This window comes from Actinorectispora metalli (assembly GCF_056323685.1).
Genome location: NZ_JBREYE010000001.1, coordinates 1192343 through 1218305 on the forward strand (window position 1 = coordinate 1192343; position 25963 = coordinate 1218305).

A 25963-nucleotide genomic window follows, 5' to 3' on the forward strand; every position below is an offset into this window, starting at 1 on the left:
GGTGCCCGTTCTCGCGCTTCCAGTGCGGTTGCGGTGCGTCGGCTCGAAATAGAGCGCCCGAACCGACGCCATCCGCTTCAACCGCGTCTTCCGCTCATGGGGGGACGAACCACCTCGGGGACAGCAGTTAGCAAGGCTGGCGGGCCTTCAATCAAGCCTTGCCTGGAGGCTTGCCAAGAGCCGCCTCTTTGCGTCTTTCCTTCGCAGATACGACATGCACGCGTTGAATGCTTCCCGCTCCACCACCGTGACCTCCGGGTGCCACAGGTCGAAGAGCAGAACAATTCGGGTGTCATCCCCGTCGTTGACCGCCTCATGCTCAAAGGTGTCGTCGAAGATCAGCAACTCGTTCTGTCCCCACAGTCGCCACTCCTCACCGACCCGGAACCTGGCGCCATCAACAGCTTTGAGCACAAGGTGTGCACGAAGATGTGCGTTCGTGTAGCCGCAGTGCGGCTTTATCGCACTCTGTGGGTTCAGCACAGAAAAGAATGTCATTCCGCACGACACACCCCCAGGAACTCGCGATAGCGCGTTCATCGTCACCGGGAATTCCTGCACGTGCGCCTGCGACCTGCCACGGTAAACCAGCTGGATCCTGCTCCAGACCCCATATTCACGAAGAGGATGAGGATTCACCTCGCCGGCGTCGCTCGACCGGCGACTCTGTGAATAATTTTCGTACTCTTCGAAGATTCTTCCGGCTTCCGCAACCAGTCCCGACGCCCAGGAGAACCGGCTTGGATCCCACCATGCCCTCGCCGAAAGACCGGAGAAAATGACCGTCGGGTCTTGGCCCTGCTGGATCCCGCTTTTATCCCTGGACGCACTCGCCTTGAGGCCGTCAAGAACCCGGCTGATCTCATCACGCCCAGTTCCATTGTCCGCCGCCCACGTCTCGACGTGCCGGAGAGCGCCCTCAAAATACTCCGTCACATCGTCTTCACGCACGCTGGTTTCCGCAACCACGATGGCCACTCCTCTCCGTCACGACAGCGCGAGTCTTCCGCGAACCTGTGGATCTCCAACAACCGTCGCACCGGCCATCAGTTGCCAAGCGCGCGAACGAACTCGCGAATCTTCTCTTTCTCCTCCGGGGTGCGAACCGAAAAGAATCCTGTCAGCGACAGGCGCGGACTTGGGCCCCACATGGGCTCGACCCGCTTGATGCAGTGTGCCGTGCCCGCCTGCACGAAGACCACACGGTTCGGCTTCGGATGAATGATCTCGCCGCAGCCCGAACCCTCCTTGACGAAGTCGGTTATCTTCTGCGAACCGTCCTGGCCCTTCAAGGTGACGTGTTCCGCAGGCTCGTCCAGGATCACCAACTCGCCGCCCCAGTCAGCCTCCCAGGATGGGTGCAGATAACACGCGAACTCACCGATACGGCCACTCCCCGCATCATTGTGCCAGCTCAGCGAGGTGCCCGCGGGGTATCGCCACACCGCGGAGCTCAGCCGCTCCCAGTGCTTTGTCGTCCACTCCAGCCCACTATCGGACATGGCTTTCACGATGGATTTGAAGTGCGCAGGCGAATTGAGCAATTCAGCACCGAGCAGGACGGTCTCCGACTTCCATGAGTTCCCATCATGAGGAGTGATGAGCGACTCGGCCATCTTCATGGGCTGCTCTTCGGCCCATGCGCGTACGGCGTCCAGCTCCTCTGCCGTGAAGAAATCGTCGAAGACCACGAAACGCCGACCCTTATGCGTAATCCTTGCGCTCACTTTGTTGCACCCCTTCCAGTGGAAAACACAGCGTGTAAATCACGGAAACAGATCCTGGAGCCAGCTTTCGGGCCTGTCGATCCGCGGCGAAGTGATGAGCTCGTCGGATACCTCTTTACCGAACCTGCCGTTCACCTGAACGACCAGTGAAACAAGATCGAGCGAGTCCACGCCACATGCGGACAACGAGCAGCACCGGAATTCCGCGAGCCCCAGAGCCGAGACGGACTCGTAGTCCTTCGACAAAGCGGAATGCATGAACGTCAGAAGCTCGTCTTGAGTTCGAGACGAATGATCATCATCGGATACCACCGCCATCGCCTCCCTTCACGGACACGGTGCGCAGGAGATCCTCATAGCGGACCTTCCCCATCTCATTCCTCGGAAATCTGTTCACGGTCACCACGACAGCCGTCTCCCCCAGGCCTTCCCGAGCGCAGGCGGAGATCCCGCTCAAGGCATCCGGAGCGATTGCGGGCCCTTCCAGGACCACGAAGACCTTCGAACCGGAATCACCGGCATCCAGCTCCACCATGCGCCAATCCCGGTCAAGATCACCGATCGCACGGGCTAGCTTCTCGACAGGACGGTTCACCTCGTTCAGCCGAGCGACACGAGAAATCCTGGAGACATGTTCGAGCTGCCCATCGGGTCGGTGCCGGACGAGATCCTGAAATTCCCACCGCCGGTCGTCGTTGGGATCGTCCAGGTAGCCGAGCACGGTGTGCGGCATGACCACCTTCAGCGGAAACACTTCCTCGGCTGCCGGACCCACCACCTCGACGCCGGTGCACGGCAGGCCTATCCCGGCGCTACCGCTGGACACTCCTCCGGTCTCGGTGCTTCCGAACCCGACCGCCAACTCGCAACCAGGCCATTTCGCACCGACCTGGTCCCGAACGGCGGCGGGAACCCGACCCGCACCGCAGAACACCGCAGCCGGCGCCGCCGCGCCCGGTGGGACCGTCCGGAGCAGAAGCTGCAGCAGCGCGGGTGTGGTCGCCAGCACCGACCACGCTTGCCAGTTGTCGTACAACCTGTTCAGACGGTCCGGGGACGCGCACCACACATCACCGCCGCTGAGCAACGTACTTATCGTGACACCCCAACCCAGCGAATGCGTGAACGGAATGGAATGCGCCAATGGGGCTTCTCCGAATGGAGAAAAGCATTTCCGATAAGCAGTGGCCTCCCATAGGACACTGTCTTTGCCGCGCATCACGATCCGCGGCGCACCGGTCGATCCCGAGGTCGTATGCAACACCGCACACTGCTCGGGGACCTCCCATGTCCGCACGGCATCCGGAACGACGAACGTCCCGCGGTCCTCTGTCGGCCACCAGGCACGGTCCGGGAACTCGGCTCCTGACACCAACGGCACGGCTTCTCTCGACCACGAGAGCAGTACCATCCGCAACGCATCGACCGGATCGCTCTCACGAACAACGACGACGTCCCCCGTGTCGACAGAATCGACCAGAGGACTGCGATCACCGCCCGTCGGTTGCAACTGCTCGACCGGGATCGAGTTCAGGGAACTTCCAGCCGAGACAAGAGCTCGGGCAATATTACTGAGCATCACCGACTCCCACCGGTAGGCTGGCGTCTCTCGTCCTCAAGATCCTTCGAACCTGAATCATCGGCAGCGTGGTCACAATCGCTCCGATGAAGGCCACGAAAAAGACCATCCGGAGTCCCATCGCATCGGCGGCGAGGCCGGCCGTCAGTGCGGCCACCGGCATGGGACCCCACACGCAGAACCTCGCGAAGGCCGACATGCGAGACATCATCTCCGTCGGCGTCGTCTCCTGGCGGATCGTCGTCTGAGTGATGTTGAAGTGCACGATCGAGAAAACAATCCCGAACTCGGCGATATAGCACAGGATGATCAGCGGACGTGTTGGCATTGTCGACGAGAGGAGCGCCGCGGCCGTGATCCCGCCGGTGAAGCTCGCTGCACTGATCAGGCCGACCATCATGATTGTTCCGCGTTGGTATCTCTTGGAGATTCGGCGGAAGTTCACGGCGCCGAGAATCCCGCCGATCGATCCGGTCATCATACAAACCGCAAGGTCAAGGGAGGTCCCCGCCAAAGTGTCCAAGATCAGCAGGGGTTGCAGGGTGAAAATCACCGTCGCGAAGAAGTTCGACACGGTGATCGTGAGGAGTATCTGGCGAAGCAAGGCATTCGTCCAGCAGTAGCGAACTCCGTCGACCAGCAGCCTCCAGAACTTCGTCTCAGGCATGTGCCTGCTGCCACTCTCCGCAGACCTCGACTGCATGGCGAAGACACTCGCGAGCGCGAAGAGGAGGCCGTCGACGGCGATCACCGTGGCGGCTCCGGAGATGGTGACCATCAACCCCGCGATGGCCGGCCCGAGAAAAGTCGTGACGTTCTGAGTCAACTCGAAGCCGGCATTCGCATCACCAAGACGATCTCGGCTTACCCGCTCAGGTAGTCCCGCTCCGAGAGCCACGTCAAAGAACACCGAACACGCACCGATGCCGAAAGCAAACAGCCCCAGCAAAGAAGTGCTGAGGCCGTCCGTCAACGCGCAGAGCAACAGCCCAAAACAGACAATCAGGCGGGCGAACCCGCTCAGGCCGACGACTCGCCTCTTCGACAGCCTTTCGATATGCGCACCGGCGGTGAGCGCCAGTAGCACGTACGGGGCACTGGAGGCGGCTGTGATGACACCCAGCATGGCTGGTGATGCGTTCATTTCCTTGACCGCCAGGACAGGAAATGCCACGGCGCCGAACTTGATCCCGAGCTGGCTACTGGCATGGGCACCCAGCCACATGTTGTACGGTCGCCCGAGCCTGAACGACATCTTCATAGGTAGACCGAGCCCCCGGCCTGGGCGCCTACCGTAGACAGGATGTTCCGCACATGCTCCAGCCGCACTACAAAACGTTCCTTCCCGTAGATCAAGTACCGGTTGGACATTTCACCTGTGAAGTTCACGGTCATCACGTTGGCACCCGCCGATATTCCGCCGACCTGGCCTCCACTGGAGTTCTTCTCCAGCGCACTGACCGAAGGTATCAGGGCATGCGGGTGCTCTATGCGAGTCAACGCCAAGAAATTCAGCGCATCATCCACGTCACCGGCCGGATGTCCCGCCATCGGAGTATTGGGTGCAGGAACGAACGGACTCACGCTGATCATGTCAGGGGACATCGTCCGGAGAAAGACGATCTCGTCGGCCAGTTCTTCGTAGTCCTGATCAGGCAGTCCGGAGATGATACCGGTACCCATCTTGAAACCCGCCTCACGAGCAAGGTACCACTCGCGAATCCGGTCCGAAAGCTCCTCGTACCGAAGTTCCGAGTGTCTTACCTGCGAACTAGTCTCGTGTTTCAGGATATACGTGCCGGCACCTGCTCGCTTGAGCTCATTGTAGTACTTCAGCCCGAGTGATCCTAGGTTGAGAATTATCTCGACCAATCCATCATAGAGATCGACGATCTTGGGAATCGCTTCGAGTGCGATAGCCGCTGCTTTGGGTGTTTCACCGCCTTGCAGCAGTATTACATCGATGCCTGCTTCCTTGATCAGGATCGCGCGGCTCAGGATATCCGAGACGGCCATGAAGAACTGGTCGTTTTCTTTATTGTTGTCCCGGCGCATCGGGCAGTAGTCGCAGTTCACCCGACACACGTTGGTGATCTCGATTACGCCTCTGAGTACCACTCGATCACCGAAAGCCTCCTGCTTGACGCGGAGTGCTGTTTCATGGAGATCCTTTTGCTCCGATCCTCGGGAGCGCAGAGCGTCGATCAGCTCTTTTCTTGCCAAGCGGGCAGGAAGCACGTTCATACGGATTCTCGCCTCTCAATCTCGCCTACCCACGTTGCGAGCCGTCGAACCACCGGGGTGTCGCACGTCAAACCAAGTTCCTTGAAACTGTGCCCAGCATCGTCAACCGTCCAGTAGTCGACATCCATACCTTCCCCTTCAAGTCTTTTTGCGCATTCCCGAGAAAGCCCGGGCGGGATCGTCCCGTCCTTGCCCCCGTGGATGAACAGGACACGTTGGCCAGCTACGGCCGACTCAGGCGGAACGTATCTCTCGCCAAACATCTGCATCATGCTGTAACAGCCGGCGACACACACCAGCCCGGCGATCTTCTCCGGCGCATGGTGGAACAAGCGCATGGCCGCAATCGCGCCCATGGAATACCCGACCAATACAGTTCGGGACTTCTCCCTGCTGGGAAGTCGTTCAGCCAGCTCCGCCAGGTCCCAGCACTTGTGTGAGAACCGAGCCGCTGCGATCCCGGCGTAATGGAGCTTGTCCGTGGCCGTCGGCTGGTCGGTGGCCGGAACGACGCTCCACGGCGCTGCCGCGGTGCGGCTTCTCAAGTGCGCGATTGCCGTGGAGAAACCCGTAACCGAGTCTCCGGCTCCGTGGAAGGCCTCGATGCGTGTACTCGTCATGCTGTGCTCTTCGTGGGTATGTAGCCGTGGTAGACGGGGCGGCGACTTGTGCGTACCGCGCCACGTGCGGCCAGGGTCAACGCCTGTCCTATATCTGCCGCGTCAAACGCCATCTCCACGTGGCTGAAAGGAAGATCGAAGGAGTCGACGTTGTCGATGAACCACCTGCTCGAAAACGACTGCGGCAGGTCGGCATCGGCCGGGTAGTTGTACATCACGCAGACCTCGCGATCACGAACCCACACCGGACGAACCCCTGGCGCGCGGGTTTCCAACTGCCCGGAGTTCCGAGTTGTCTTTTTCGACGCTTCGATGGGAATGCGGTACCGATGAAGCAACGTCGAGGACAGCTGTGCGCCCAGCAGTACCGAGATCTGCTTCTCACGCCCGTACTGCTCCACCCAGACATGCGACTTGCGTATCCCGCGGTCCGCGGCTTGCCGCAGGAGGTACTTCGCCAGGAGGTAGGCGGCCGGGAAGCGGGTCTCCATGAAGGCGAACACGCCGCGGAGGAAGATGCAGTCGAACGCCAGGATCGCCCGGTGGGCGGCAACCACCTTGTCGGCCTCGGTGATGACCGCCCATGAGTACACCTCGGGGTCTGCCAGCTCCAGGTCGAGGTCGTACTCCGGTAGCTCGCGCTGTAGCCGGCCTGCCAACGGGTCTCCCGGTGTGAGCAGTCGCGGCTTCATCGCGTTCCAGCGATAGGCAGGGCGTACTTCTTTCGCGCAACCGAGAACTTGGGAGCGACCAACCGCCGAGTTTTGAGGCTGTTCTTCGAGGCGGCGAGGTTGAGAATCAGGTTGGCGGTCAAGAAGTCGGATCGGAGATACTTGTATATCCAGCTGAAGACATCCGCATCCAACTGGAGGAACGTGGGCTCCAACAGCTCCTTGGCGCTGGTGTGAGTCTGCTGGCTCATCGCTGTTTGGGGCAGCACGCGGTATCCCACATGGAGGACGAGCTCACCTGGCCGGAGATGTTCGTTCGCGAACTCCAACGTATTTCTCGTCGTCGTCTCCGACTCGTGCGGGCCGCCTACCACGACGTTCATCCGCGGGGTCAGGGAGTAAGTGCGGCACAGCTCCAGAAACCTCAGAATGTGCCTGGTGTCGAACGACTTCCCCAGCTCGTTCATCATGGATGGGTCCAGGCTGTCCGGGGAAACGACTACGTATTCGACGTCGCTCTCGGCCAGGAGGACCGCGAATTCTTCGTCAAAGGGCTTGGGAGTGAAGTACGCGGACCAACGCAGCCCCGGAAGTTTCGCGTCATTCACGGCCTGGACGACTTCTTTCGCATACCGGAGTTCGGCGTTGAAGATCGCGTCGGTGAAGAAGATGTGGCGAATGCCGGCCTCGTGGATCCCACGTATCTCGGCTATCAGGCATTCAATCGACCGCTTGTCGCCGTCATCGTTACCGGTGATGTAGGCATACGGACAGTAGGTGCACTGCTGGTAGCAGCTCTTACGCCGGGTTTCGACACCGATCATCGCGTCTGCGTTGGCGTAGACCTTCATGAGGTCCGGGTCATAGCTCATCACACGGTGGGTGAACTGAGGGTCCGGCTGACCGGACAGGACAGACTCCCCCGCCTGCTTGTATTTTTCGGCGTTCGAGCAGACCTCCAGCATCGTGCTTTCCCCTGGTCCCACCACCCCGACGTGGAGGCCGAGTTCGCGAGTCAGTTCCTCTGCGAACAGGCTGAACCCAGGACCGCCTCCGACCCAAAGGATGTCCCGCCCCGCGGCCTGTTGCTTCAGCCTGCTGACGAAATTCTTGTAGTGCGGGACGTGACTCTCGCAGGAGAGTTCGATGGGATCGATATTGCGGATCGTTACCCCGACGACATCCCAGTCGCCGTCGATCCACGTCACATCGGCTTGCTTTTCGGGTGAGCGCTGGAAGTCGATTACCTCAGGCTCATGCCCCTCGTCATGGAGCACCTGACGAATTCGTTCCAATCCGAGCGGGAAAATCGGGTCATTTCCCGGCATTCGCAGACTGGAAAGGTTGACAAGAGCTATCTTCGCCACAGGCTCACCCTGTTTCTCGGTCGACAAAGTAAACGATTAGAGGGGTGCATGACAGCTCACCCCTCTAATCGCCACCTATATGTGGACGGTTAGACGACCGCGCACGAAGGCGGTCCGAGCGAGGTCAGAAAGTCCGAGTCCACGCGGGCGAAAAGTGCTTCCGACGCCTTGTCGAAACGCTCCGGGTTGTTCCGAAGGTAAGCCTCAAGCTGCTCCTTCGGAAGGGTAATCCCGGCCTCGTCCAGCGCCTTCTGCGGGTTGTCGCCCAGGGCCGCCGCAAACTCGTTGTCGTAAGTCAGACGACCGATGAGAGCGTCGAAGTTCCTCGCGACTTCAACGATTCCATCGAGCGACAGCTCCGGAGGGGCAACTGCAGTCACATGGGCCTCCTGCGAATTGGTTTGCATTTGACATGAACGATTCTGACAGTGCCGCTCCCGCAGCGTCGACACCTGGGAGTTTCCAAGAGTTTCCCACCAAAGGAAGTCGCATAACGGTGATGCGCATTAGTCATCCACTTGACGCGTCACAGTGCGACTTGTACGATTCGCAATCGATCATTATGCCGCACAGGAAACACAAGATTTACACTGTGGAGACGGCGCAGTTATTCGCGCAGAAATCTCCGAACGCCTGACGATTTATGGATAACTGCTCGGCGGGCACAGAACCCGCGGCAGAGCCAGGGGCTGTGCGCACAGAGGAGGTCGACTTCCTCCCACATGAAGCAGCAGGGTCGGCGCAACGCCGTCGTGCACCGGAGGGAGAGCGGCTCGTCCTCGGTGCTGGACGGGCCGTTCGCTACTGGGACAAGATGCAGGCGCCGCTGCCGCAGGCAGACCCTGGTCTCCACGCCGGCGGCTCGTCCTCGCCCAAACCCAGCTCTCGCGCGTAGGTCTTCAGCAGGTTGTGCATGCGGATGCATTCCGAATCGAGCACCTCGACCAGGTGAGCGGTGATGAGCTGGTTCACCGCCGCCCTTGCTGTCGCCTGCGAGAAACCGGCCATGGTTGCCAGCTCGGATACTGAAAAGTTGGTGCCCATACTAGAGCCCATCAGGCGGAACAGGGTCGCCGACTCCGCGGGCAGCAGACGGTAGCTCCACGAGAACACCGCCCGCAAAGACGGCAGGTCCGTGCCCGAGAGCACGTCCAGCCTGGTGACCTCCGCGTCAAGCTGGCCGGCCATGCCTGCCAGATCCTGTTCCGGGTGGGCGGCAACGTACTCGGCGGCGATGCGCACCGCCAGCGGCACCCGGCCGCAGCAATGACTGATCATCGTCGCCATCCGCCGACGCGATGACACTCGCTCGTGGCCTGCGATTCGTCCGAGCAACTCGACGCACTCGTCCTCGTCGAATGGTGCCAACGTGACATGCTGCGCGCCGGTGCGGATGGCCAGGCCAGGGAGCCGCACCCGTGATGTCACCACAACCGCGCAGCCGGAACCGGATGGCACCAGGGACAGCACCTGGTCGGAGTTCGCCGCGTTATCGAGTACCAGCAGCAGCCGCTTGTCGGCGAGCAGTGAACGAAACAACCGCGACCTCGACTCGACGTCGGCGGGGATAGCCACACCCGGCACGCCCAAATCGCGAAGGAACATGCCCAAGGCGTCCGCTTCGCTCACCTGGTTCTCGTCGTCGAAGCTGTGCAGGTCGATCCACATCTGGCCGTCGGGGAAGTTTTCGGCGTTCTCGTGAGCCCATCTCAGTGCCAGCGTCGACTTGCCCATCCCGGGACCGCCGGTGACGACCGCCACGGGAACCGATTTTCCGGTGCGGCTGCTCAATATCTTGTCAACCGCTGCCAGGCCGGATTGGCGACCTACGAATATCGGCGTGTCCGGTGGTAGTTGGGCGGGAAGAACCGGCTGGAATCCGGCCTTGGATTGCCGTTCGTCCAGTGCCAGATCCCGCAGTCGACCGTGGGCGACAAGCAGGCTGTCGGCAAGTTCGGCGAATTGCATACTTGGCGATCTCAGGCCCCGCTCGACATTGCTCACATAACCCGGGCTGTAATGTGCATTGCGCGCGAACTGCTTCAGTTTCACACCTCGGAGCTCACGCAACGCACGCAGCTCTGGTCCGAACCGCCGCATCGACCCTCCCCCAGGTCTCCAGGCCGCAGCCGTCTTGGCAGCTCGTCGGCCAGCCAAGTCCTCGTTACGCTACCGTGTCCTTACTGCCATGTCGACGGTCTGTTCATTCTCCTGTAAGCAGCCGTCCGCTTCCCCGTGTAATCGCCTTCGCCGACGACGGAAAGTCCCTCGTTTGGTTGAACAATGGCGCCGTCGGGGTCCTTACTTTCCGTCCAGGAACGTTTGATCAAGTCTCTGACTGTTGGATCGACATTGGCGATTACGCGCTGGTAGTCGGGCTGTGCGGGAGTGATCCTCGTGCCCACGGTGGCAACGTGAGGTGCTCGCTCGACGGATCTTCCGGGCTCGCACCGTCTACCCCTCAGACCATGCCGATTTGACCATGAGTATTCACTGCGATCTTGCACGGGGACGTGGTGCGGCAGAAAGAAGGTCCCATCCTGAAAGATGAGGAGATTTCAGAGATAGTCTTGTGGGTCAAGACTTCTCACTACAAACTCGACTACAGGCTTCCTGCCGGAGTCGGTGATCTCCAGGCGTCGGCGCGCATCACGAGTGCGCTGTCGACGTTGCCATCGGCCGAACTGTGGATCAGCAGACTTCGCTGCGACGGGAACTTGATCAGCTACTCGTCTTTTTTGCAGGCGGGCGCTGTTCGCACATCGGCGGCTTCTACTCTAATGATTCCGACAACTGGCTTTGATGGCCTGGCCAGTCCGGCAATACGAGGGCGGAAGTGTACGGCCAGAACCATGGCGCGCTTGATCCACAAGCGGCGGATTCCACAGAAGACCAGTAGAAATCCGGTTCGCGGCTGACGATTTTGCCGGTTACCGCAGACACGGGTTGTTTCGTGGCGCATCACGTGTCATGCGCCACGCGTGGCGGTACGAACTGCCCTGATAGCGCGTCTTGTCGACAGTCGGCGAGGTCGGCCCGAGCGGCCGTTCGGCGGTGGCCCGCACGGGTTGAGGGTCTCTGTCACAGCAGCCGCTTTCCGCGCGGCTACGGGGTTTCGACAGATCACGCCTTGGACCGGCACGGGCCGTGTCGACCGCTTATACCTTGATGCCCAGCCAGGCGGTGAAGCTGGCGAGGCTGTTGCTCTGCCGCCGTTCGGCGGCGGCGATGGCGCGCACCGTCTCGTGCACTTGAGGGTGGTAGCGGGTCTGCTGCGGAGCGGCCTTGCGGGCGCGGTTCAGCGCGGCAAGGGATTTGGGCAGGTCACCGACCATGAGCCAGGCGCGTGCCACGTCCTGCCAGTGGTGTCCCGCCCTGGTCGGCTCCACGGCGTCGGAGATGCGCAGGCGCATGCCCTCGTCGGCCGCGCGGTGCGGATCGCCCAACTCCAGTGCGACGGCGACGTCGTGGATGGCGACGTTGGACGGGCCGAACGCGGTGTCATAGGCGGTGCTTTCCACTGCGATCAGGTCACCGAGCCTGCGGGCCTCGGTCAACTGGTCGGCTGCCAGGTCGGCGTTGCCCTGTCTGGCCGCGAGCACCGCCGAGCGCAGGTGGACCGAGCCGCGCAGCGCGAGCGTCGCCTCATCTTGATCGGCGTCGCCCAGTGCCGCGAGGGAGTGGTCCATCAGTGCCATACCGCTTTCGTAGCTGCCGAAGCACAGCAGCGTGAGCGAGCGGTGCAGGTGCGCCCTGACCAGCAGACCGGGGTCGGCGGATCGTTGGGCGGACCATTCCATCCGGTCCGTGGTGAGGATGGACATCGGCAGGAAGCCGACGCGGTAGAGGGCCGAGGCGGCCGTGCTGTAGGCCACCGCCAGCAGTTCGTAAGCGGTTTCCGGTTCGCGGTCGTCGTGCACCGCGCCGTGCAACTGCCGCAGTAACACGGGTAAGCGGCGCAGCACCTGTCTCAGCTTGGCCGCGCGGCGCAGCCTGCGAAGCTGCTCCACCTCATAGGAGAGGTCCTCGATGGGTCCGGGTGCCAGCGCGCGCACGTGGCTGCCCTCCGCCAGCAGCGCACGCAGATCACCGACTCCCGGCAGGCCGCCGTCCTGCTCGAACAGTTCGCGGTAGGGCTGCCCGTACAGTTCCTCCACCTCGATGCCCAGCGCCTTGGCCACCGCGGTCGCCAGTGCGGGCGATGCGGGCTCGCGGCCCTGCTCCACGGCGCGGATCATGCTGACGGAGTAATTGGTTTGCTGCGCAAGCTGCCGCTGATTGCGTCCCGCGATCTTGCGGGCGATGGCTATTCGTTCCCCGATGCCACGAGCTGGTACTGGTTCCGCCATGTGCGTGCCTCCTCCGCTCGTCAACTCGATAAGGGTACGGCTGATCACTAAGGGGGACACGATCAATACTCACTGTCACAAGACTGTCACTTCGCCGTCCGATTCGTCCCTAGCGTGTGAGATGGCGGGTCTACGGTCGACGTCCAACCCCGACCGGCCGAAGACCCGCCTCCCATAGAGGCAATCAGCAAGGCAGTGAATGACTGAGTACGAATGGCGGCGCTGCAACGGGGATTTCCGGGCGCACGCCTATCCGAAACACCATTTCCTTGATCTCGGTTTCACTCGCATCGGAGCAGCCTGCGGCGAAAGCGCGCTCACCGAATCATTGAGCCCCAAGGGCGGCGCCACCGAATGCGACAACTGCAGAAAGGTGGTCGGGAACTAAGTTCACATCCGTCGGCTGAACCGATGTACCGCCAGCGGCGCGAAAATCGCGGTCAGCCCGACGATCCAGGCCAGCGAGCCGAGCACCGATGCTCCCGGTGAACCGCCCACCATCAGGGTTCGGCTCGCGTCGCAGACCAGCGTGATCGGGTTGACCTCGGCGAACGTCCGCAGCCAGCCGGGCATGGTCTCCGGGGCGACAAACATCGAGCTACCGAACTGCAGTGGGATCATCCACACGAAGCCGACGGTCTGCACGGTCTGCGGGCTACGCAGGCTGAGGCCGATGAACGCCGCGACCCAGGACAGCGCGGCGCCGAAGCCCAGCATGAGCGCCACCGCTGCCATGGTGGACAGCAGTCCGGTCTCCACCCGGAAACCGATCAGGAAAGCGAATCCCAGCATCACGCACTGACCCAGCAGCATTCGGCACAGGTCGGCCAGAATTCGCCCGGACAGCACCGCAGAACGCGCGATGGGCAGCGCCCGGAATCGATCCATCATGCCGTTGCTGAAGTCCATATTCAGCCCGATCCCGGTGGCGCGGGAGGCAAACGAGACCGTTTCGACCATGATTCCCGGCATGAGGTACTGCCGGTAATCTCCTTGGTTTCCGCCAATCGCGCCGCCGAAAACATAGATGAAGATGAGTGCCAGCAGCATCGGCATGAACGTGGCGTCCAGAAGCTGCAACGGCTCGCTCTTGAGCTGAACAAGATTGCGACGGCAGATCGCGAGTGTGTGCCGAATCACCCGTGCGGGGTTCATCCGCTTGGGCTTGCGCGCCACTGGGGTTGCCGAAAGAACGCTCATGCCGCCGCCGATCCGGTAAGCGCGAGGAACACTTCGTCGAGGCCGGGCAGGTAGGTGTCGACGTGTGAGATGGCGAGCCCGGACGTGCCGAGCACCTGCACGGCCATGGTGAGCCGCCCGTCATCGGTGATGGGCAGCGACACCGAGTCGGTGTCCACGCTCGCCTGCCCCAGCCCCGCCGAACTCAGCACCGCCGCCACCGTCTCCGGCGCGGTCCCGGGCGCCGGACTGATCCGCAGCACCTTCTGCCCGATCTTGGCCCGCAGCGACAAGCTGGTCCCGGAGGCGATCACGCTCCCCCGCGCCATCACCACGATGGCGTCGGCCAGCGCCTCCGCCTCCTCCATGTACTGGGTGGTCAGCAGCACCGTGGTGCCCTGCGCGACCAGTTCACGGACCATGTCCCACAGTTCGTTGCGGCTGCGCGGGTCCAGCCCGGTGGTCGGCTCGTCCAGGTACAGCACCTTCGGCTGCCCCACCAGGCTCGCCGCGAGATCGAGCCGCCTGCGCATGCCCCCGGAGTAGGTGCGCGCCAACTTGTCGGCGACCTCCCCCAGCCGGAACCGCTCGATGAGCTCATCCACCCGCCGCCGCGCCGCCCGGCCCTTGTGGTCGAGCAGACGCGCGATCAGGTACAGGTTCTCGCGTCCGGAGATCCCCGCGTCCACGGCGGCGTACTGCCCGGTCAGCCCGATCGACTCCCGCACCAGCGAGGCCTGGGTGAGCAGGTCGTACCCCGCAACCCACGCGCGGCCCGCATCGGGCCTGATCAGCGTGGACAGCATCCGAACCATGGTGGTCTTGCCCGCGCCGTTGGGTCCGAGCAGCCCGAGCACGCTGCCCTCGGGCACGGCGAGGTCCACGCCGTCGACGGCCGCGGTGCCGTCGAAGCGCTTGACCAGACCTTCCACCCGGATCGCACTCATGGGCAGCAACGGTAGGAAGCACGCCTATCGAGGGCTTATCACGTGGGGAAAGAGAACTGATATGGACTCAAAAATGCCCCTACCTAGCGTGACTGGCGCGTGTTCACGAACCCTGGAGGAGGATTCGAGATGTCGGTGGCTACCGAGATCTCGGCGCCGGTCTTGACGCTGACAGACCGCGAGGCGACCGAGTTCGCGGAGGTCGCGCACGACCTCCTGTCCGTAAACGACGGCAAGCTGGACACCGCGGAGTGGGTGGCCGCGGCCCGCGAGGCCTGGCACCACCTGCCCACCGAGGTCCGCAAGGAGCTGTCCCGCTTCCGCAGGCACTCCGGCCCCTACGGCGCACTGCTGCTGCGCAACATCCCGATCGGCGAGGCCCCCGACACCCCCGGCGTCGAGGGTTCGGTCCAGCGCCAGGCCACCCCCGCCGCCGCGGCCCTGCTGATGACCGCCTGCGGCCTCGGCGACCCCGCGTCCTTCCTGGCCGAGAAGTCAGGTGCGCTGGTGCAGGACGTGGTCCCGGTCCGCGGCCGCGAGGAAGTCCAGGGCAACGTCGGCTCGGTCAAGCTGTCGCTGCACAACGAGAACGCCTTCCACCAGCACCGACCCGACTACGTGATGCTGCTGTGCCTGCGTTCGGACCACGACGGCATCGCGGGCCTGCGCCTGTCCTGCATCCGCCAGGTCCTGAACCTGCTGAGCGAACCTTCCCGTCAGGCCTTGTTCGCCCCCGAGTTCGACACCCAGGCCCCGCCGTCGTTTGGTGTCGGCGGCGGCAAAGTGCCCGCTCACCCCGTGCTGTTCGGCGCCTCGGAAGACCCCGACATGCGCGTGGACTTCGCCGCCACGACCCCGCTGACGGCGCGAGCCCAGCAGGCGTTGGAGGAGCTGGACAAGCTCCTGTCCGACCACGCCGCCACATTCTTTTTGCAGCCCGGTGACCTGGCGATCGCGGACAACCACGTCACGGTCCACGGCCGCACCGAGTTCAGCCCCCGCTACGACGGCCGCGACCGCTGGCTCCAGCGTTCGTTCGTGCTGACCTCGCTGCGCCGCTCCCGCGAACTCCGCCCCGCCGACGGCTACGTACTGGCTCACTGAGAGGACTCGACATGACGAACCCGTTCGAGGACAACGACGGCACCTACCGCGTGCTGGTCAACGACGAAGGCCAGCACTCCCTGTGGCCCGCCCGCCTGGACGTGCCCGCAGGCTGGACGGTCGCGAAGAACAACGACACCCGCCAGGCCTGCCTGGACTACATCGAGACCAACTGGACCGACATGCGCCCACTGAGCCTGGTCCGCCAGATGGAAGGCACCGCAAGCTAATTCGCCCTCTGCCTGGCGATCGACGGGGGTGGCATGTTTCGACGTGCCACCCCCGAAGCGGTATCAGATGGGCAGGCCGGCTCCGCACTGCACCTTGGTCGCGGAGGCCGGGTTCAGCCCGTTGTTGATCATCTGGGAGATGGTGCTGTCCATGGCGATGCCAACGTGGCCGACCGGGTCGAGTAGACAGACGTCCTGCACGTAGATGTTTTTCACGCCTGGTTCCCGCACGAAGGATGTTTCGGTGGGGGTGACGGTCGCGTCCAGCCGGGTGGCGATGATCGTGTACTCCACGCCGGGCTGTGCGATCGGACCGTTGGTGAGTGCTTTGACCGCGGGTCCGTCGGTCACCATGTCCGTGCAGGCGAAGCACCCGAGGCCGCTGGTGAACGCGGCCACCGCGGCCTGGCCACCGAGTAGCTTGCCTGCTGTGACGAGGCCGCTGAAGCTGGTGCCGTGGGTGGGCGGGGCGAGTGCGACGACCCTGCGCACCTTGCTCGCGTAGTTCAGCATCTTCGGCACGTACAGCGACTGGAAGCCGCCCTCGGAGTGGCCGACGAGGCTCACCTTGGACGCTCCGGTGCTGGACAGCACGCGGTCGATGAACGCGGCGATCTGCGGGGCGGACAAGGCGATGGGGATTGTGCCGCCGACGCCGGGGATCATCTGGCCATAGGTGAGCGAGTAGGCGCAGTAACCTGCCTTGGCCAGGTAGGGGCCGTGGGTTTGCCAGTTCAGTTCGCCATTGGCACCGAGGCCGTGGAGCAGGACGACCGGCTCGGGATGGCTGGACGAGGGGCGACACGACCAGTCGTTGTAGCCCGAACTGGGCGCGGCGGAGGCGCTGCCCAGGGGCAGCGCGATGATCGTCGCCAAGGCGACACCGACGGCGAGGATTCCCGCTGTCAGTTTCCTGCGAAGCGTTCCTGGATTCACGAGAACCCTTTCATCGGGTGTCAGCAGAAACCCGCGCGGACAACCGATATGGCCAGGTCACGGCATCCCCACGCTTGAAGTACGGTATGGTACTTATTGAAGGGCAGGCAAGCCGGGAATCAGATCCAGGAAACTGTGCACCGAAAGTGACAGGTATTTGAGTGCCATCCTGTGCACGGGGGACAAGGCAGGCAGTCCCCCGCCTCGGTGAAGGCCAGCATGGGACCGCTGCCCCTGTGGTTACGCCTGCTGGGCGGCATGGCCCATTGCTTTTGCTGCGGCTCGCTCATACTCGCTCGCCAACTCAGTGATCATCGCCTTGGACTCTCGCTCATTCAGCGCTGCTGACGTCAGTCTCTCGCTGGCCTCGGTGAAGCACTTGATCGAGGAGCGGTCTTCCAGGTAGAGGCACTTGGCGTCGTTGGCGATATGAACAGCCGGGCGGTGCGGACCCGAGAAGTTCATGAAATGGAAAGCTGCCTCCATGCCTCGCACCGCTCCTGCTTGCCGTGGGACTACGTGCACCCTGCATTGCGGGCGGGAACTCATGAACAGCAACTTGAGCAACTGCTCGTGCATCACGCCTGGACCGCCAACCTCAACTCGCAGAGCAGACTCGTGGATGATGAACGTGCAGTACGTCGGGTTGTGCTGGGAGAGTTTGCTCTGACGCGCCTTTCGGCATGCCACCCAACGCTGGACGGCTTCCGCCGATACTCCAGGGTTCCACTCGTGGAAGAGTCTCGTCGCGTATTCCTCGGTCTGGAGTAGCCCCGGCATCAAGACGAGCTGGAAGTTGATGATTTCTGCGGCCATCGCTTCGTGGAAGGCGAGGCCATGCATTGCTTCGCGGCCGTCTTCTGGCCGAAGCACCACCTCATCGTTGACCCGGCGGAAGAGGGCCAGGATGCGGTCGATCTCTGGGCGCTGCACTCCGCAGTGGGCTAGGTATTGGGTAACGCAGATCTCCGAGCCTGCGCGGCGGCCGCTTTCCAGGAACTGGGTCTTGGTGGGGCTCCAGCCGAGGCGGCGGGATATCTGGTCCTGCTTGAGCTTCGCCGCTTTGCGGTGTGCTTTCAGCTGTGCCCCCACCTCGCGGCGGAGAACCGTGCTGTAGCTCTCGCCTTTCTCATACGCCATGGCGCAAAGGTATCGGCCGAACGGCCCAGCATCCGACCATGACGCGCAAAGACTCCCGCAAGGGAGCATAGGCGCCCGAAATTTGGGGGTGCTTAAATCCTTCCGGACATCGCCTTCATGAGGGGGCCGGTCACCGCCGTAGTGATCAGAGCTATCAGTACCAGCACAGTGAAACCGAATGGGCTGATGAGGTTGTAGTGCAGTCCGATGCTGGCGATCACCAATTCCGTCACGCCTCGGCAATTCATCAGCACGCCGAGGCGGAGTGATTCCGAAGTGCCGATGCCCGCCATTCTCGCGGCGACTCCCGCACCTGCCATTTTGGTGATCATGGCCAGGACCAGCGCCAGTACGAAGATCCACCAGCCGCCGGATACCGAGCCGAGCAGGCCGAGGGAAGTGCTCAGGCCGATGCCTGCGAAGAACAGCGGGAGCAGGATCGTCACGGCGAAGCCTTGAAGTTGCTGGCTGATGCGTTCCACCGCCGCCGAATCACGCGGCACCACCACACCGAACAGGAACGCGCCGATCACCGGGTGCAAGCCAATCAGGTGTGACAGTGCCGCGAAACCGATCGCCCCCGCCACCAGCAGCGGCAACACCAACTGGCTGCCTTCCGCCCTGGGGATCAGGGCTGCCAGCGCCGGCCGGACGCACAGGATCGTGACCAGGATGAACGCGACCGCCAAACCCGCCGCCGAGGCGCCGCCGCCTGCGAAGCCGGACAGGGCGATCAGCACCGTGAGTACCGCCCAGGCGATTCCATCACCTACTGCGGCGCAGGTCAGGGACAGCGCACCCAGCGGTGTGTCGTGCAGCTTGAGGTCGACCAGCATCCGCGCGAGCACCGGCAAAGCGGTGATGGCCATGGCGAGGCCGAAGAACAACACGTAGGTCAGTGGCTTTCCAGCGCTGCCCGCGAGCAGGTCGGCGGCGAACAACGCCACCGCGATACCCGCCGCGAACGGCAGGCCCATGGCGCCCGCTACCACCGCACCCACTGCTTTGCGGCGGGTGCGGATTTGGTCCAGGCGCAGTTCACAGCCGAGCAGGAACATGAACATGACCAAGCCCAGCTGCGCGGCTAGCTGCACCGTGGAGATCACGCTGGGTGGGAACAGCCAGTCCCGGCCTGTAGGCCAGAGCAGGCCGAGCACCGAGGGGCCGAGCAGGAGGCCGCCGAGGATTTCGCCGACCACGGGTGGCTGGTGGAAGCGGCGCAGTAGGACCGCGAAGACGTGGCTGACCGAGACGATCACGGCGACCGCCAGTAGAAACCTGGTCACCGGGTCGGGGCTGTGGGAACCCGGTCCCCACAGCACCAGTGAGCCGACGCCGATGGCCAGGCCTGCGCCGATGGTCAGGCGGGTGCGCCAGCGGGGAGGCTGGAGGACCTCGGCGCTCATGAGGCGTCCCAGGCTGCGAAGCGGCGCATTCCGTACAGCAGCGGGGCGTCCTCGTCCTGCACGATGTTGACGACCTCGCCGAAGACCACGGCGTGGTCGCCGACGAAGTGGGTGCCGCTGAGCTTGCACTCGGCGAGCGCGAAGGCATCGGCGGACAGCCAGGGGGCTCCGACCGTTGGGGATGGGTGCCAGTCCAACCTGGCGAAGCGGTCGGTGCCGGGGGTGGACAGGGCCTCGGCGGCGCGTTGGCCTGCGGCGTGCAGCAGGTTCACGGCGAAGGTGCCGCGCGTCAACACCGCGTCGAGGGTGCCGCTGGCGGTGTTGAGACAGACCAGCAGTGTGGGTGGGCGCAGGGTGACGCTGGACAACGAGGTGCAGGTCAGGCCGCGTGGGCGGCCCTCGGAGTCCAGGACGGTGATGACGGCGACGCCGCTGACCCAGGCGCTCATCAGGTTTCGGTACTCGGCCGCCGTGGCGGTGCTCGCCACGGCGGCTTCGGGCAGTGCCCCCATGTCATCCGCCGATCAGTTGATCGTGGCCAGGTACTCGTAGCAGCTTGGGAGCTCCGCGACGAGTTGGTCGGCCTCCGCCTTGAGCTGGGCCAGTTCGGCGCGGGCGTTCGCCGGGTCGAGGTGGGCCAGGGCGGGGCGCGGGTGGTCGGGCTCCCAGCCCAGGCCCAGCAGCATCGTGATCCACGAGTAGGACTCGAAGCCGTGGTAGTACGGGTAGATGCTGTTCTCGTCGGGGATCAGCGACTTGGCGCGCTCCAACCGAGGGGCTAGGCCCTCGGGGATGGGGCGGACCTTGGCTTCCTTCCAGTACGGGGTGTCCTCGCGGCCGCTGGCGCGGTAGTGAAGGACCAGGAACTCCTTCACGCCGTCCACGACGTGGGCGACCTTGGTGTTGTACTCGTCGCGCAGGCGCGGGTCCCAGCGCTCGTCGGGGAAGTGCTTCACCAGCTGCTCGATGCCGTGCTGGATGAAAAAGATGCCGGTGGACTCCAGCGGCTCGACGAACGCGCTGGACAGGCCGATCGCCACGCAGTTGTTCACCCAGGAGCGCTCGTTGCGGCCGATGCGCATGCGGATGTGGTTGGCCTCCAAGTGGTCCTGGCCCGGGGCGACCTTGGCGCGGAGGGTGCGCTCGGCTTCCTCGGGGGTGCAGAACTCGTCGGAGTAGACGTAGCCGTGGCCGTTGCGGCCGTAGAGGGGGATGGTCCAGATCCAGCCCGCGTCCATCGCGGTGGCGGTGGTGTAGGGCTGCATGCCGTCGCGTTCGATGTCGCGCGGGACTCGCAGGGCTACGGCGCGGTTGTTGGGGAGGACGCTTTGGAAGGAGTCGAACTGCTCGCCGAGGGTCTGGTTGATCAGCAGGCCGCGGAAGCCGGTGCAGTCGATGAACAGGTCGCCCTCGAGGTTGCCGTTCTCCTTGGTGGTGACGTGGGTGATCCAGCCGCGCTCGTCTTGGGCGACCTCGACCACGTCGTCTTGGACGTGGCGGACGCCGCGTTTGACGGTGTGCTCGCAGAGGAACTTGGCGAGCAGGTCGGCGTCGAAGTGGTAGGCGTAGGGGAACTGGTCGCGCTGCTCGGCCAGGGTCGAGCGGCCGAGGGAGCCGTCCAGGTTGCGGGCGAACAGGGAGCCGTCGATGTTGCGCGGGGCGCGGTTCGCTTCACACAGGGCGTGGGTGAGGTAGCAGGCCTTGTCGAACTGCTCGCCCTCGTTGAGCTGGAGGTGCCAGTCGGCGAGGTTGAACCCGTCGGCGACCCGCAGCCTTTCGAACGGGTGGTAGAAGTGGTGGCCGACCTCGCGCCAGTCCTGGAAGCGAATGGCCAGCTTGTAGGAGCCCGCGGTCTTCGGCATCCACTCGCGCTCGTCGAGGCCCAGGTAGTCGAAGAAATGCCGGACCGTGCTGAACGTGGCCTCGCCGACGCCGATCGTGGAAACCCGCTTCGATTCGACCAGGGTGATTTTCACCTGGTCCTGGAACGCCGTGCGCAGGTACGCGGCCGTCATCCAGCCCGCCGTGCCACCGCCCACCACCACAACAGATTTGACCACGTCAGAGCTCCTGTCCCTCGCCCGAGCGACGCTGGGTAAAACGCCCTCGGCTCGCCGGTTAGGGCCCGACGGTAAAAATCGATCATTTTGTCTGGTTATCGTTGTTATTTTTCCGAAACCGAACTCCGAGCGATTCCTCCCACGATAAACGGACGATATGCGGCAAATAAGCGGCTCAGTAGTGTTTTTGGCATGCCGACCGCGAGCGGAATCACCGACGAGGTCGCTGAGCTGGCAATTGCCCTGCCGGACGGATTGGCCGGTCTCGGGGTGGACACCGATGTGCTGCTGCTTGCCGCGCACGCGAAGGTGCTGGCCGTACTCAGCGGACAGTCCAGAGTAGTGGCCACAGTGGACAGTGGACACCGGTACACGGTGGACGTTCCCGCCGGGACCTGGCGCGACCTGGTCGCCGCGGTGCAACGCGCACCGCACGAGCCGTGCTCCGACGAGCCCGGCCTGGTGCTCGCACCACCGCAGGTCCGCTCGAACGCGCGCTACGCCGGGTACCACGAGGCGGCGCTGCGGCTCATGGTCCACGACCTGGACGCCGACCATGACGCGGAGACACTGCTGTCGGCCGAAGAGGTCGCCTACCAGCTCACCGGCATGGCGGGCCCCGACAAGCCGCTGCCGGACCGGCGGTTCCACGAGCTGTTCGAGGACCGGGTTCGACTCCACCCCAACCGAGTCGCCGCCACGCAGGGCACCACCGCCTGGACGTATGCCGGCCTGAACGCCCGCGCCAACCGCATCGCGCATGCGCTGCTGGCCCGCGGTCTACGCCGCGAGGACGTGGTCGCGGTGCTGACGGAGCGAAACCTGGACTGGATGGCGGCCGTACTGGCCGTCTTCAAGGCAGGCGGCGCCTACCTGCCGATCGAGCCGCACTTCCCCGCCGAGCGGATCACCAAAACCCTGGAGCGCAGCGGCTGCCGACTGGTGCTCACCGAGCCCGCGAGCACCGCGAATCTGGTCGCCGACGGCCGTGAAGTGCTGCTCGTCGACGCCCAGTACGCGGCAGGCGACGACACCGATCCCGGCGTGCCGGTGAGCGCGGACCAGTTGGCCTACATCTACTTCACCTCCGGCTCCACCGGCGAACCCAAGGGCGCCATGTGCGAGCAGGCGGGCATGCTCAACCACCTCTACGCCAAGCTCGAAGACCTGGGCGTCGGGGCGGACGATGTGCTGGCGCAGACGGCGCCGCAGTGCTTCGACATCTCGCTGTGGCAGCTGGTCGCCGCGCTGCTCGTCGGCGGGCGCACGCACATCGTGGATCAGGCGGCGATCCTGGACGTGGACCGCTTCACCCGAACCTTGTCCGAGGCGGGAGTCACCGTCGCCCAGCTTGTGCCGTCCTATCTGGAGGTCGTGCTGGCCTCGGGGACCGCGCTGAGCGGGCTGCGCTGCGTGTCCGTGACCGGCGAGGCGGTGAAGAAGGAGCTGGTCCAGCGCTGGTTCGCGGCGAACCCCGGCATCAAGCTGGCCAACGCCTACGGGCTCACCGAGACCTCCGACGACACCAACCACGAGGTGATGGACCGCGCCCCGGACACCGAGCGGGTACCGCTGGGCAGGCCGGTGCGCAACGTGACGATCTACGTCGTCGACGAGCGGCTCCGCCCTGTTCCCCTTGGGGCGCCGGGCGAAATCGTGTTTTCCGGTGTCTGCGTCGGGCGCGGCTACATCAACGACCCGGAGCGCACGCGGGCGGCGTTCCAACCCGATCCGCACCGGCCCGGCGAACGCATCTACCGCTCCGGTGACTTCGGGCGGTGGCTGCCGGATGGCAGGCTGGAGTTCCTGGGGCGCCGCGACGCGCAGGTGAAGATCCGCGGTTTCCGGGTGGAGATCGGCGAGATCGAGAACCGCCTGCTAGCCGCGCCCGGCGTCCGCGACGCCGCCGTCGTGGTGTTGGAGCGTTCCGGGGCGAAGTACCTGGTGGCCTTCCACACCGGCGAGGCCGCCGGGTTGCGGGAGTTCCTGGCGGAGACGCTGCCCGAGTACATGGTGCCCAGCCACATCCACACGCTGGACGCGCTCCCGCTCACCGGCAACGGCAAGACCGACAAGAAGGCCCTGGCGGCGCTGGCCACTGAACTGGAGCAGTCCGAAGACCACCTCCCGCCGACGACCCCCACCGAACAGCGCCTGGCATCGGCCTGGGCCGAGGTCCTGCACCTGTCGGTGGAACAGGTGGGCCGCGACCACCATTTCTTCGAACGCGGCGGCACCTCCCTGACCGCCCTGCGCCTGGTCCTCAAGCTCAACCGCGCGGTCTCCCTTCCCGACGTGACCACCCACCCGGTACTCGCCGAACTCGCCGCCCTCATCGACGCGGCCGGCAAACCCGGACTTAGTGTCCTAAGTCCGGGTGAGGGTGGGGGTTCCGCCGAACTTGGGACACCAAGTCCGGGTCTGGACGCTGCTGTGGTGAACGCGGACGGTGGGCCGGACTGGCTGGGGCGGCACCGAGATGCGCTGTGGGAAGCGGTGACCGAGCGCGGGTTCGTGCGCGTTCGGGGGCTCGGACTGGCGACGCCCGCCGACTTCGCGCAGGCGGTGCGGCGGCTCAGCCCGGAGCTACTGGATGAGCGTGAGGGCTTCGCGCGGCGGCGGGTGCACTTCCCCGGGGTGTACTCCTCCTCGGAATGGGACCAGCACTCGCCGATGTGCTGCCACCATGAACTCAGCTACGCCGCGACCGTGCCCGGCGCGATGTTCTTCGGCTGCCTGCGGGCGCCCACCGAGGGCGGTATCACCGGGGTCGCCGATGGCGCTGCCGTGCTGGAGGCGTTGCCTGCCGATCTGGTGGCGCGGGTCGAGCGCGAGGGCTGGTTGGTCACCCGCAACTACCGCGCCGACACCGGCTTGGACTGGCCGGAGGCCTTTGGCACGAGCGACAAGGCACTGGTGGAGAAGTACTGCCGGGACAACGCGATAGCGGTCGAGTGGCTGCCCGATGGGGCGCTGCGGACCCGGCAGCGGCGGGCCGGTGTAGTGCGGCATCCGGTGACCGAGCAGCGGATCTGGTTCAACCAGCTCGCTTTCCTCAACGAGTGGACGCTGGAGCCGGTGATTCGCGAGTACCTGGTCGACTTCTACGGCGCCAATGGTCTGCCGTTCAACACCGCCTACGGCAACGGGGAGCCGCTGGAACCGGAGACGGTCGCGGCGATCAACTCCGCCTACGAGGTCCACACGCTGCGGGAACCCTGGCAGACCGGGGACCTGCTCATCGTCGACAACATCCGTGCGGCGCACAGCCGCGAGCCGTATGAGGGCAGTCGGGAGGTGGTGGTCGCGATGGCGCAGCCGATGCGCCTGGACGGCCACATCCTGCCGCTGGCCGGCAGATCCGAGGGGGATTAGATGCCACAGCCCACCTTCGCCGTCGTCTCCGGTGAACAGGTGCACAAGGCGGTCACCGGCAACGAGCGGGCTGTCGTCGACCTGGTGGAGGCCGCGTACCGCATCCACGGAGACGGCGACACGGTGAACCCGCCGTCGTACTTCCTGCGGTTCCCGGACCGGCCCTCGTCGCGGATCATCGCGCTGCCCGCCTCGCTCGGCGGCGACGTGCGGGTGGACGGGCTGAAGTGGATCTCCAGCTTCCCGGAGAACGTGGCCGCCGGTATCCCGCGGGCTTCGGCGGTGCTGATCCTCAACGACCACGACACCGGCTACCCGTTCGCCTGCCTGGAAAGCTCCATCATCAGCGCGGCCCGCACCGCCGCCTCCGCGGCGCTGGCGACGGACTGGCTGACCCGGAACCGGCAGCGGCCCGCGAAGGTGGGGTTCATCGGGGTCGGGCTGATCGCCCGCTACATCCACACCTACCTGGCGGGCACCGGCTGGTCGTTCGATGAGGTCGGCGTGCACGACCTGTCCGCCGAGCATGCCGCCGGTTTCTCGGGCTACCTGGAGGGCGCGGGCGAGAAGCCGCGGGTGTACGAGACCGCCGAGGAGCTGATCACCGCCAGCGACCTGGTGGTGTTCGCGACCGTGGCGGGCGAGCCACACGTGCACGACCCGGCGCTGTTCGCGCACAACCCGCTGGTGCTCAACGTGTCGCTGCGCGACCTGTCGCCGGAGGTCATCCTGGCGGCCACCAACATCGTGGACGACGTCGAGCACTGCCTGAAGGCCAACACCTCGCCGCACCTGGCCGAGCAGCAGACCGGCAACCGCGACTTCCTCGACGGCACCTTGTACGACGTGATGTCCGGCCGGGTCACCCCGGCGGCCGACCGCCCGCTGGTGTTCTCGCCGTTCGGCCTCGGCGTGCTGGACCTCGCGGTCGGCAAGTACGTCTACGACAAGGCTACCGCCGAGGGCGCGGCGACCGAGGTGGACAACTTCTTCTTCGAGATGCGCCGGTACGGCTGAGAAGTTCGGTTG

23 protein-coding genes are annotated in these 25963 nt (G+C 64.4%); 4 read left to right on the forward strand and 19 right to left on the reverse strand.

Annotation, left to right across the window (positions count from 1 at the left end):
• Positions 1-147: 147 nt before the first annotated feature.
• From ACU6XJ_RS05535 to ACU6XJ_RS05600, 14 genes are all read right to left on the reverse strand, one after another.
• Positions 148-978 (reverse strand): aspartyl/asparaginyl beta-hydroxylase domain-containing protein, encoded by an 831-nt coding sequence (locus tag ACU6XJ_RS05535; protein ID WP_476307320.1) that lies wholly within the window; start codon positions 976-978, stop codon positions 148-150.
• Between the two features lie 68 nt (positions 979-1046).
• Positions 1047-1691 carry a 2OG-Fe(II) oxygenase gene (locus ACU6XJ_RS05540; RefSeq protein WP_476307321.1) on the reverse strand — a complete coding sequence of 215 codons (645 nt, stop codon included), beginning with the start codon at positions 1689-1691 and terminating at the stop codon, positions 1047-1049.
• Positions 1692-1766: 75 nt separating this feature from the next.
• Positions 1767-2045, reverse strand: coding sequence for an acyl carrier protein (locus ACU6XJ_RS05545; RefSeq protein ID WP_476307322.1), 279 nt, complete (start codon positions 2043-2045; stop codon positions 1767-1769).
• Positions 2026-3306: an AMP-binding protein gene (locus tag ACU6XJ_RS05550; protein ID WP_476307323.1), complete on the reverse strand. Its 1281-nt coding sequence runs from the start codon at positions 3304-3306 to the stop codon at positions 2026-2028. Before ACU6XJ_RS05550 ends, ACU6XJ_RS05545 begins: the two co-directional genes overlap by 20 nt.
• A complete protein-coding gene (locus ACU6XJ_RS05555; protein ID WP_476307324.1) occupies positions 3296-4567 on the reverse strand; it encodes an MFS transporter in 1272 nt (423 codons plus the stop codon). The genes ACU6XJ_RS05550 and ACU6XJ_RS05555 overlap by 11 nt, the downstream gene beginning before the upstream one ends.
• Complete coding sequence (locus ACU6XJ_RS05560; RefSeq protein ID WP_476307326.1) at positions 4564-5550, reverse strand: biotin synthase BioB; 987 nt, start codon at positions 5548-5550, stop codon at positions 4564-4566. The genes ACU6XJ_RS05555 and ACU6XJ_RS05560 overlap by 4 nt, the downstream gene beginning before the upstream one ends.
• Positions 5547-6170: an alpha/beta hydrolase gene (locus tag ACU6XJ_RS05565; RefSeq protein ID WP_476307327.1), complete on the reverse strand. Its 624-nt coding sequence runs from the start codon at positions 6168-6170 to the stop codon at positions 5547-5549. Before ACU6XJ_RS05565 ends, ACU6XJ_RS05560 begins: the two co-directional genes overlap by 4 nt.
• Positions 6167-6862 carry a hypothetical protein gene (locus ACU6XJ_RS05570; RefSeq protein WP_476307328.1) on the reverse strand — a complete coding sequence of 232 codons (696 nt, stop codon included), beginning with the start codon at positions 6860-6862 and terminating at the stop codon, positions 6167-6169. The genes ACU6XJ_RS05565 and ACU6XJ_RS05570 overlap by 4 nt, the downstream gene beginning before the upstream one ends.
• Positions 6859-8208 (reverse strand): B12-binding domain-containing radical SAM protein, encoded by a 1350-nt coding sequence (locus tag ACU6XJ_RS05575; protein ID WP_476307329.1) that lies wholly within the window; start codon positions 8206-8208, stop codon positions 6859-6861. The genes ACU6XJ_RS05570 and ACU6XJ_RS05575 overlap by 4 nt, the downstream gene beginning before the upstream one ends.
• Before the next feature lie 89 nt (positions 8209-8297).
• Entirely contained in the window at positions 8298-8588 is a 291-nt protein-coding gene (locus ACU6XJ_RS05580) for an Os1348 family NHLP clan protein (protein ID WP_476307330.1), read from the reverse strand.
• 421 nt (positions 8589-9009) lie between these two features.
• On the reverse strand, positions 9010-10308 hold the full coding sequence (locus tag ACU6XJ_RS05585) for an ATP-binding protein (protein WP_476307331.1): 1299 nt from the start codon (positions 10306-10308) through the stop codon (positions 9010-9012).
• Positions 10309-11366: 1058 nt separating this feature from the next.
• Positions 11367-12557 carry a helix-turn-helix domain-containing protein gene (locus tag ACU6XJ_RS05590; protein WP_476307332.1) on the reverse strand — a complete coding sequence of 397 codons (1191 nt, stop codon included), beginning with the start codon at positions 12555-12557 and terminating at the stop codon, positions 11367-11369.
• Between the two features lie 390 nt (positions 12558-12947).
• Entirely contained in the window at positions 12948-13757 is an 810-nt protein-coding gene (locus tag ACU6XJ_RS05595) for an ABC transporter permease (protein WP_476307333.1), read from the reverse strand.
• Positions 13754-14683, reverse strand: coding sequence for an ATP-binding cassette domain-containing protein (locus ACU6XJ_RS05600; protein ID WP_476307334.1), 930 nt, complete (start codon positions 14681-14683; stop codon positions 13754-13756). Before ACU6XJ_RS05600 ends, ACU6XJ_RS05595 begins: the two co-directional genes overlap by 4 nt.
• 129 nt (positions 14684-14812) lie before the next feature.
• On the opposite strand from ACU6XJ_RS05600, the gene ACU6XJ_RS05605 reads away from it, so the two are divergent.
• Entirely contained in the window at positions 14813-15787 is a 975-nt protein-coding gene (locus tag ACU6XJ_RS05605; RefSeq protein ID WP_476307335.1) for a TauD/TfdA family dioxygenase, read from the forward strand.
• A gap of 11 nt (positions 15788-15798) precedes the next feature.
• A complete protein-coding gene (locus ACU6XJ_RS05610) occupies positions 15799-16017 on the forward strand; it encodes an MbtH family protein (protein WP_476307336.1) in 219 nt (72 codons plus the stop codon).
• A gap of 63 nt (positions 16018-16080) precedes the next feature.
• On the opposite strand, the gene ACU6XJ_RS05615 is transcribed toward ACU6XJ_RS05610, so the two are convergent.
• The 5 genes from ACU6XJ_RS05615 to ACU6XJ_RS05635 all read right to left on the reverse strand — a co-directional run bounded on the left by ACU6XJ_RS05615 (position 16081) and on the right by ACU6XJ_RS05635 (position 21559).
• Positions 16081-16893 carry an esterase/lipase family protein gene (locus ACU6XJ_RS05615; RefSeq protein ID WP_476307337.1) on the reverse strand — a complete coding sequence of 271 codons (813 nt, stop codon included), beginning with the start codon at positions 16891-16893 and terminating at the stop codon, positions 16081-16083.
• Positions 16894-17193: 300 nt separating this feature from the next.
• Complete coding sequence (locus ACU6XJ_RS05620; RefSeq protein WP_476307338.1) at positions 17194-18093, reverse strand: helix-turn-helix domain-containing protein; 900 nt, start codon at positions 18091-18093, stop codon at positions 17194-17196.
• 92 nt (positions 18094-18185) lie between these two features.
• Positions 18186-19499: a cation:proton antiporter domain-containing protein gene (locus ACU6XJ_RS05625; protein ID WP_476307339.1), complete on the reverse strand. Its 1314-nt coding sequence runs from the start codon at positions 19497-19499 to the stop codon at positions 18186-18188.
• A complete protein-coding gene (locus ACU6XJ_RS05630) occupies positions 19496-20011 on the reverse strand; it encodes a flavin reductase family protein (RefSeq protein WP_476307340.1) in 516 nt (171 codons plus the stop codon). The genes ACU6XJ_RS05625 and ACU6XJ_RS05630 overlap by 4 nt, the downstream gene beginning before the upstream one ends.
• Before the next feature lie 12 nt (positions 20012-20023).
• Positions 20024-21559, reverse strand: coding sequence for a tryptophan halogenase family protein (locus tag ACU6XJ_RS05635; protein ID WP_476307342.1), 1536 nt, complete (start codon positions 21557-21559; stop codon positions 20024-20026).
• 192 nt (positions 21560-21751) lie between these two features.
• Between ACU6XJ_RS05635 and ACU6XJ_RS05640 the strand changes: the two genes are divergently transcribed.
• Both ACU6XJ_RS05640 and sbnB read left to right on the forward strand, forming a co-directional pair.
• On the forward strand, positions 21752-24934 hold the full coding sequence (locus ACU6XJ_RS05640; RefSeq protein WP_476307343.1) for a non-ribosomal peptide synthetase: 3183 nt from the start codon (positions 21752-21754) through the stop codon (positions 24932-24934).
• A complete protein-coding gene (gene sbnB, locus ACU6XJ_RS05645; RefSeq protein WP_476307344.1) occupies positions 24935-25951 on the forward strand; it encodes a 2,3-diaminopropionate biosynthesis protein SbnB in 1017 nt (338 codons plus the stop codon).
• Positions 25952-25963 lie beyond the last annotated feature (12 nt).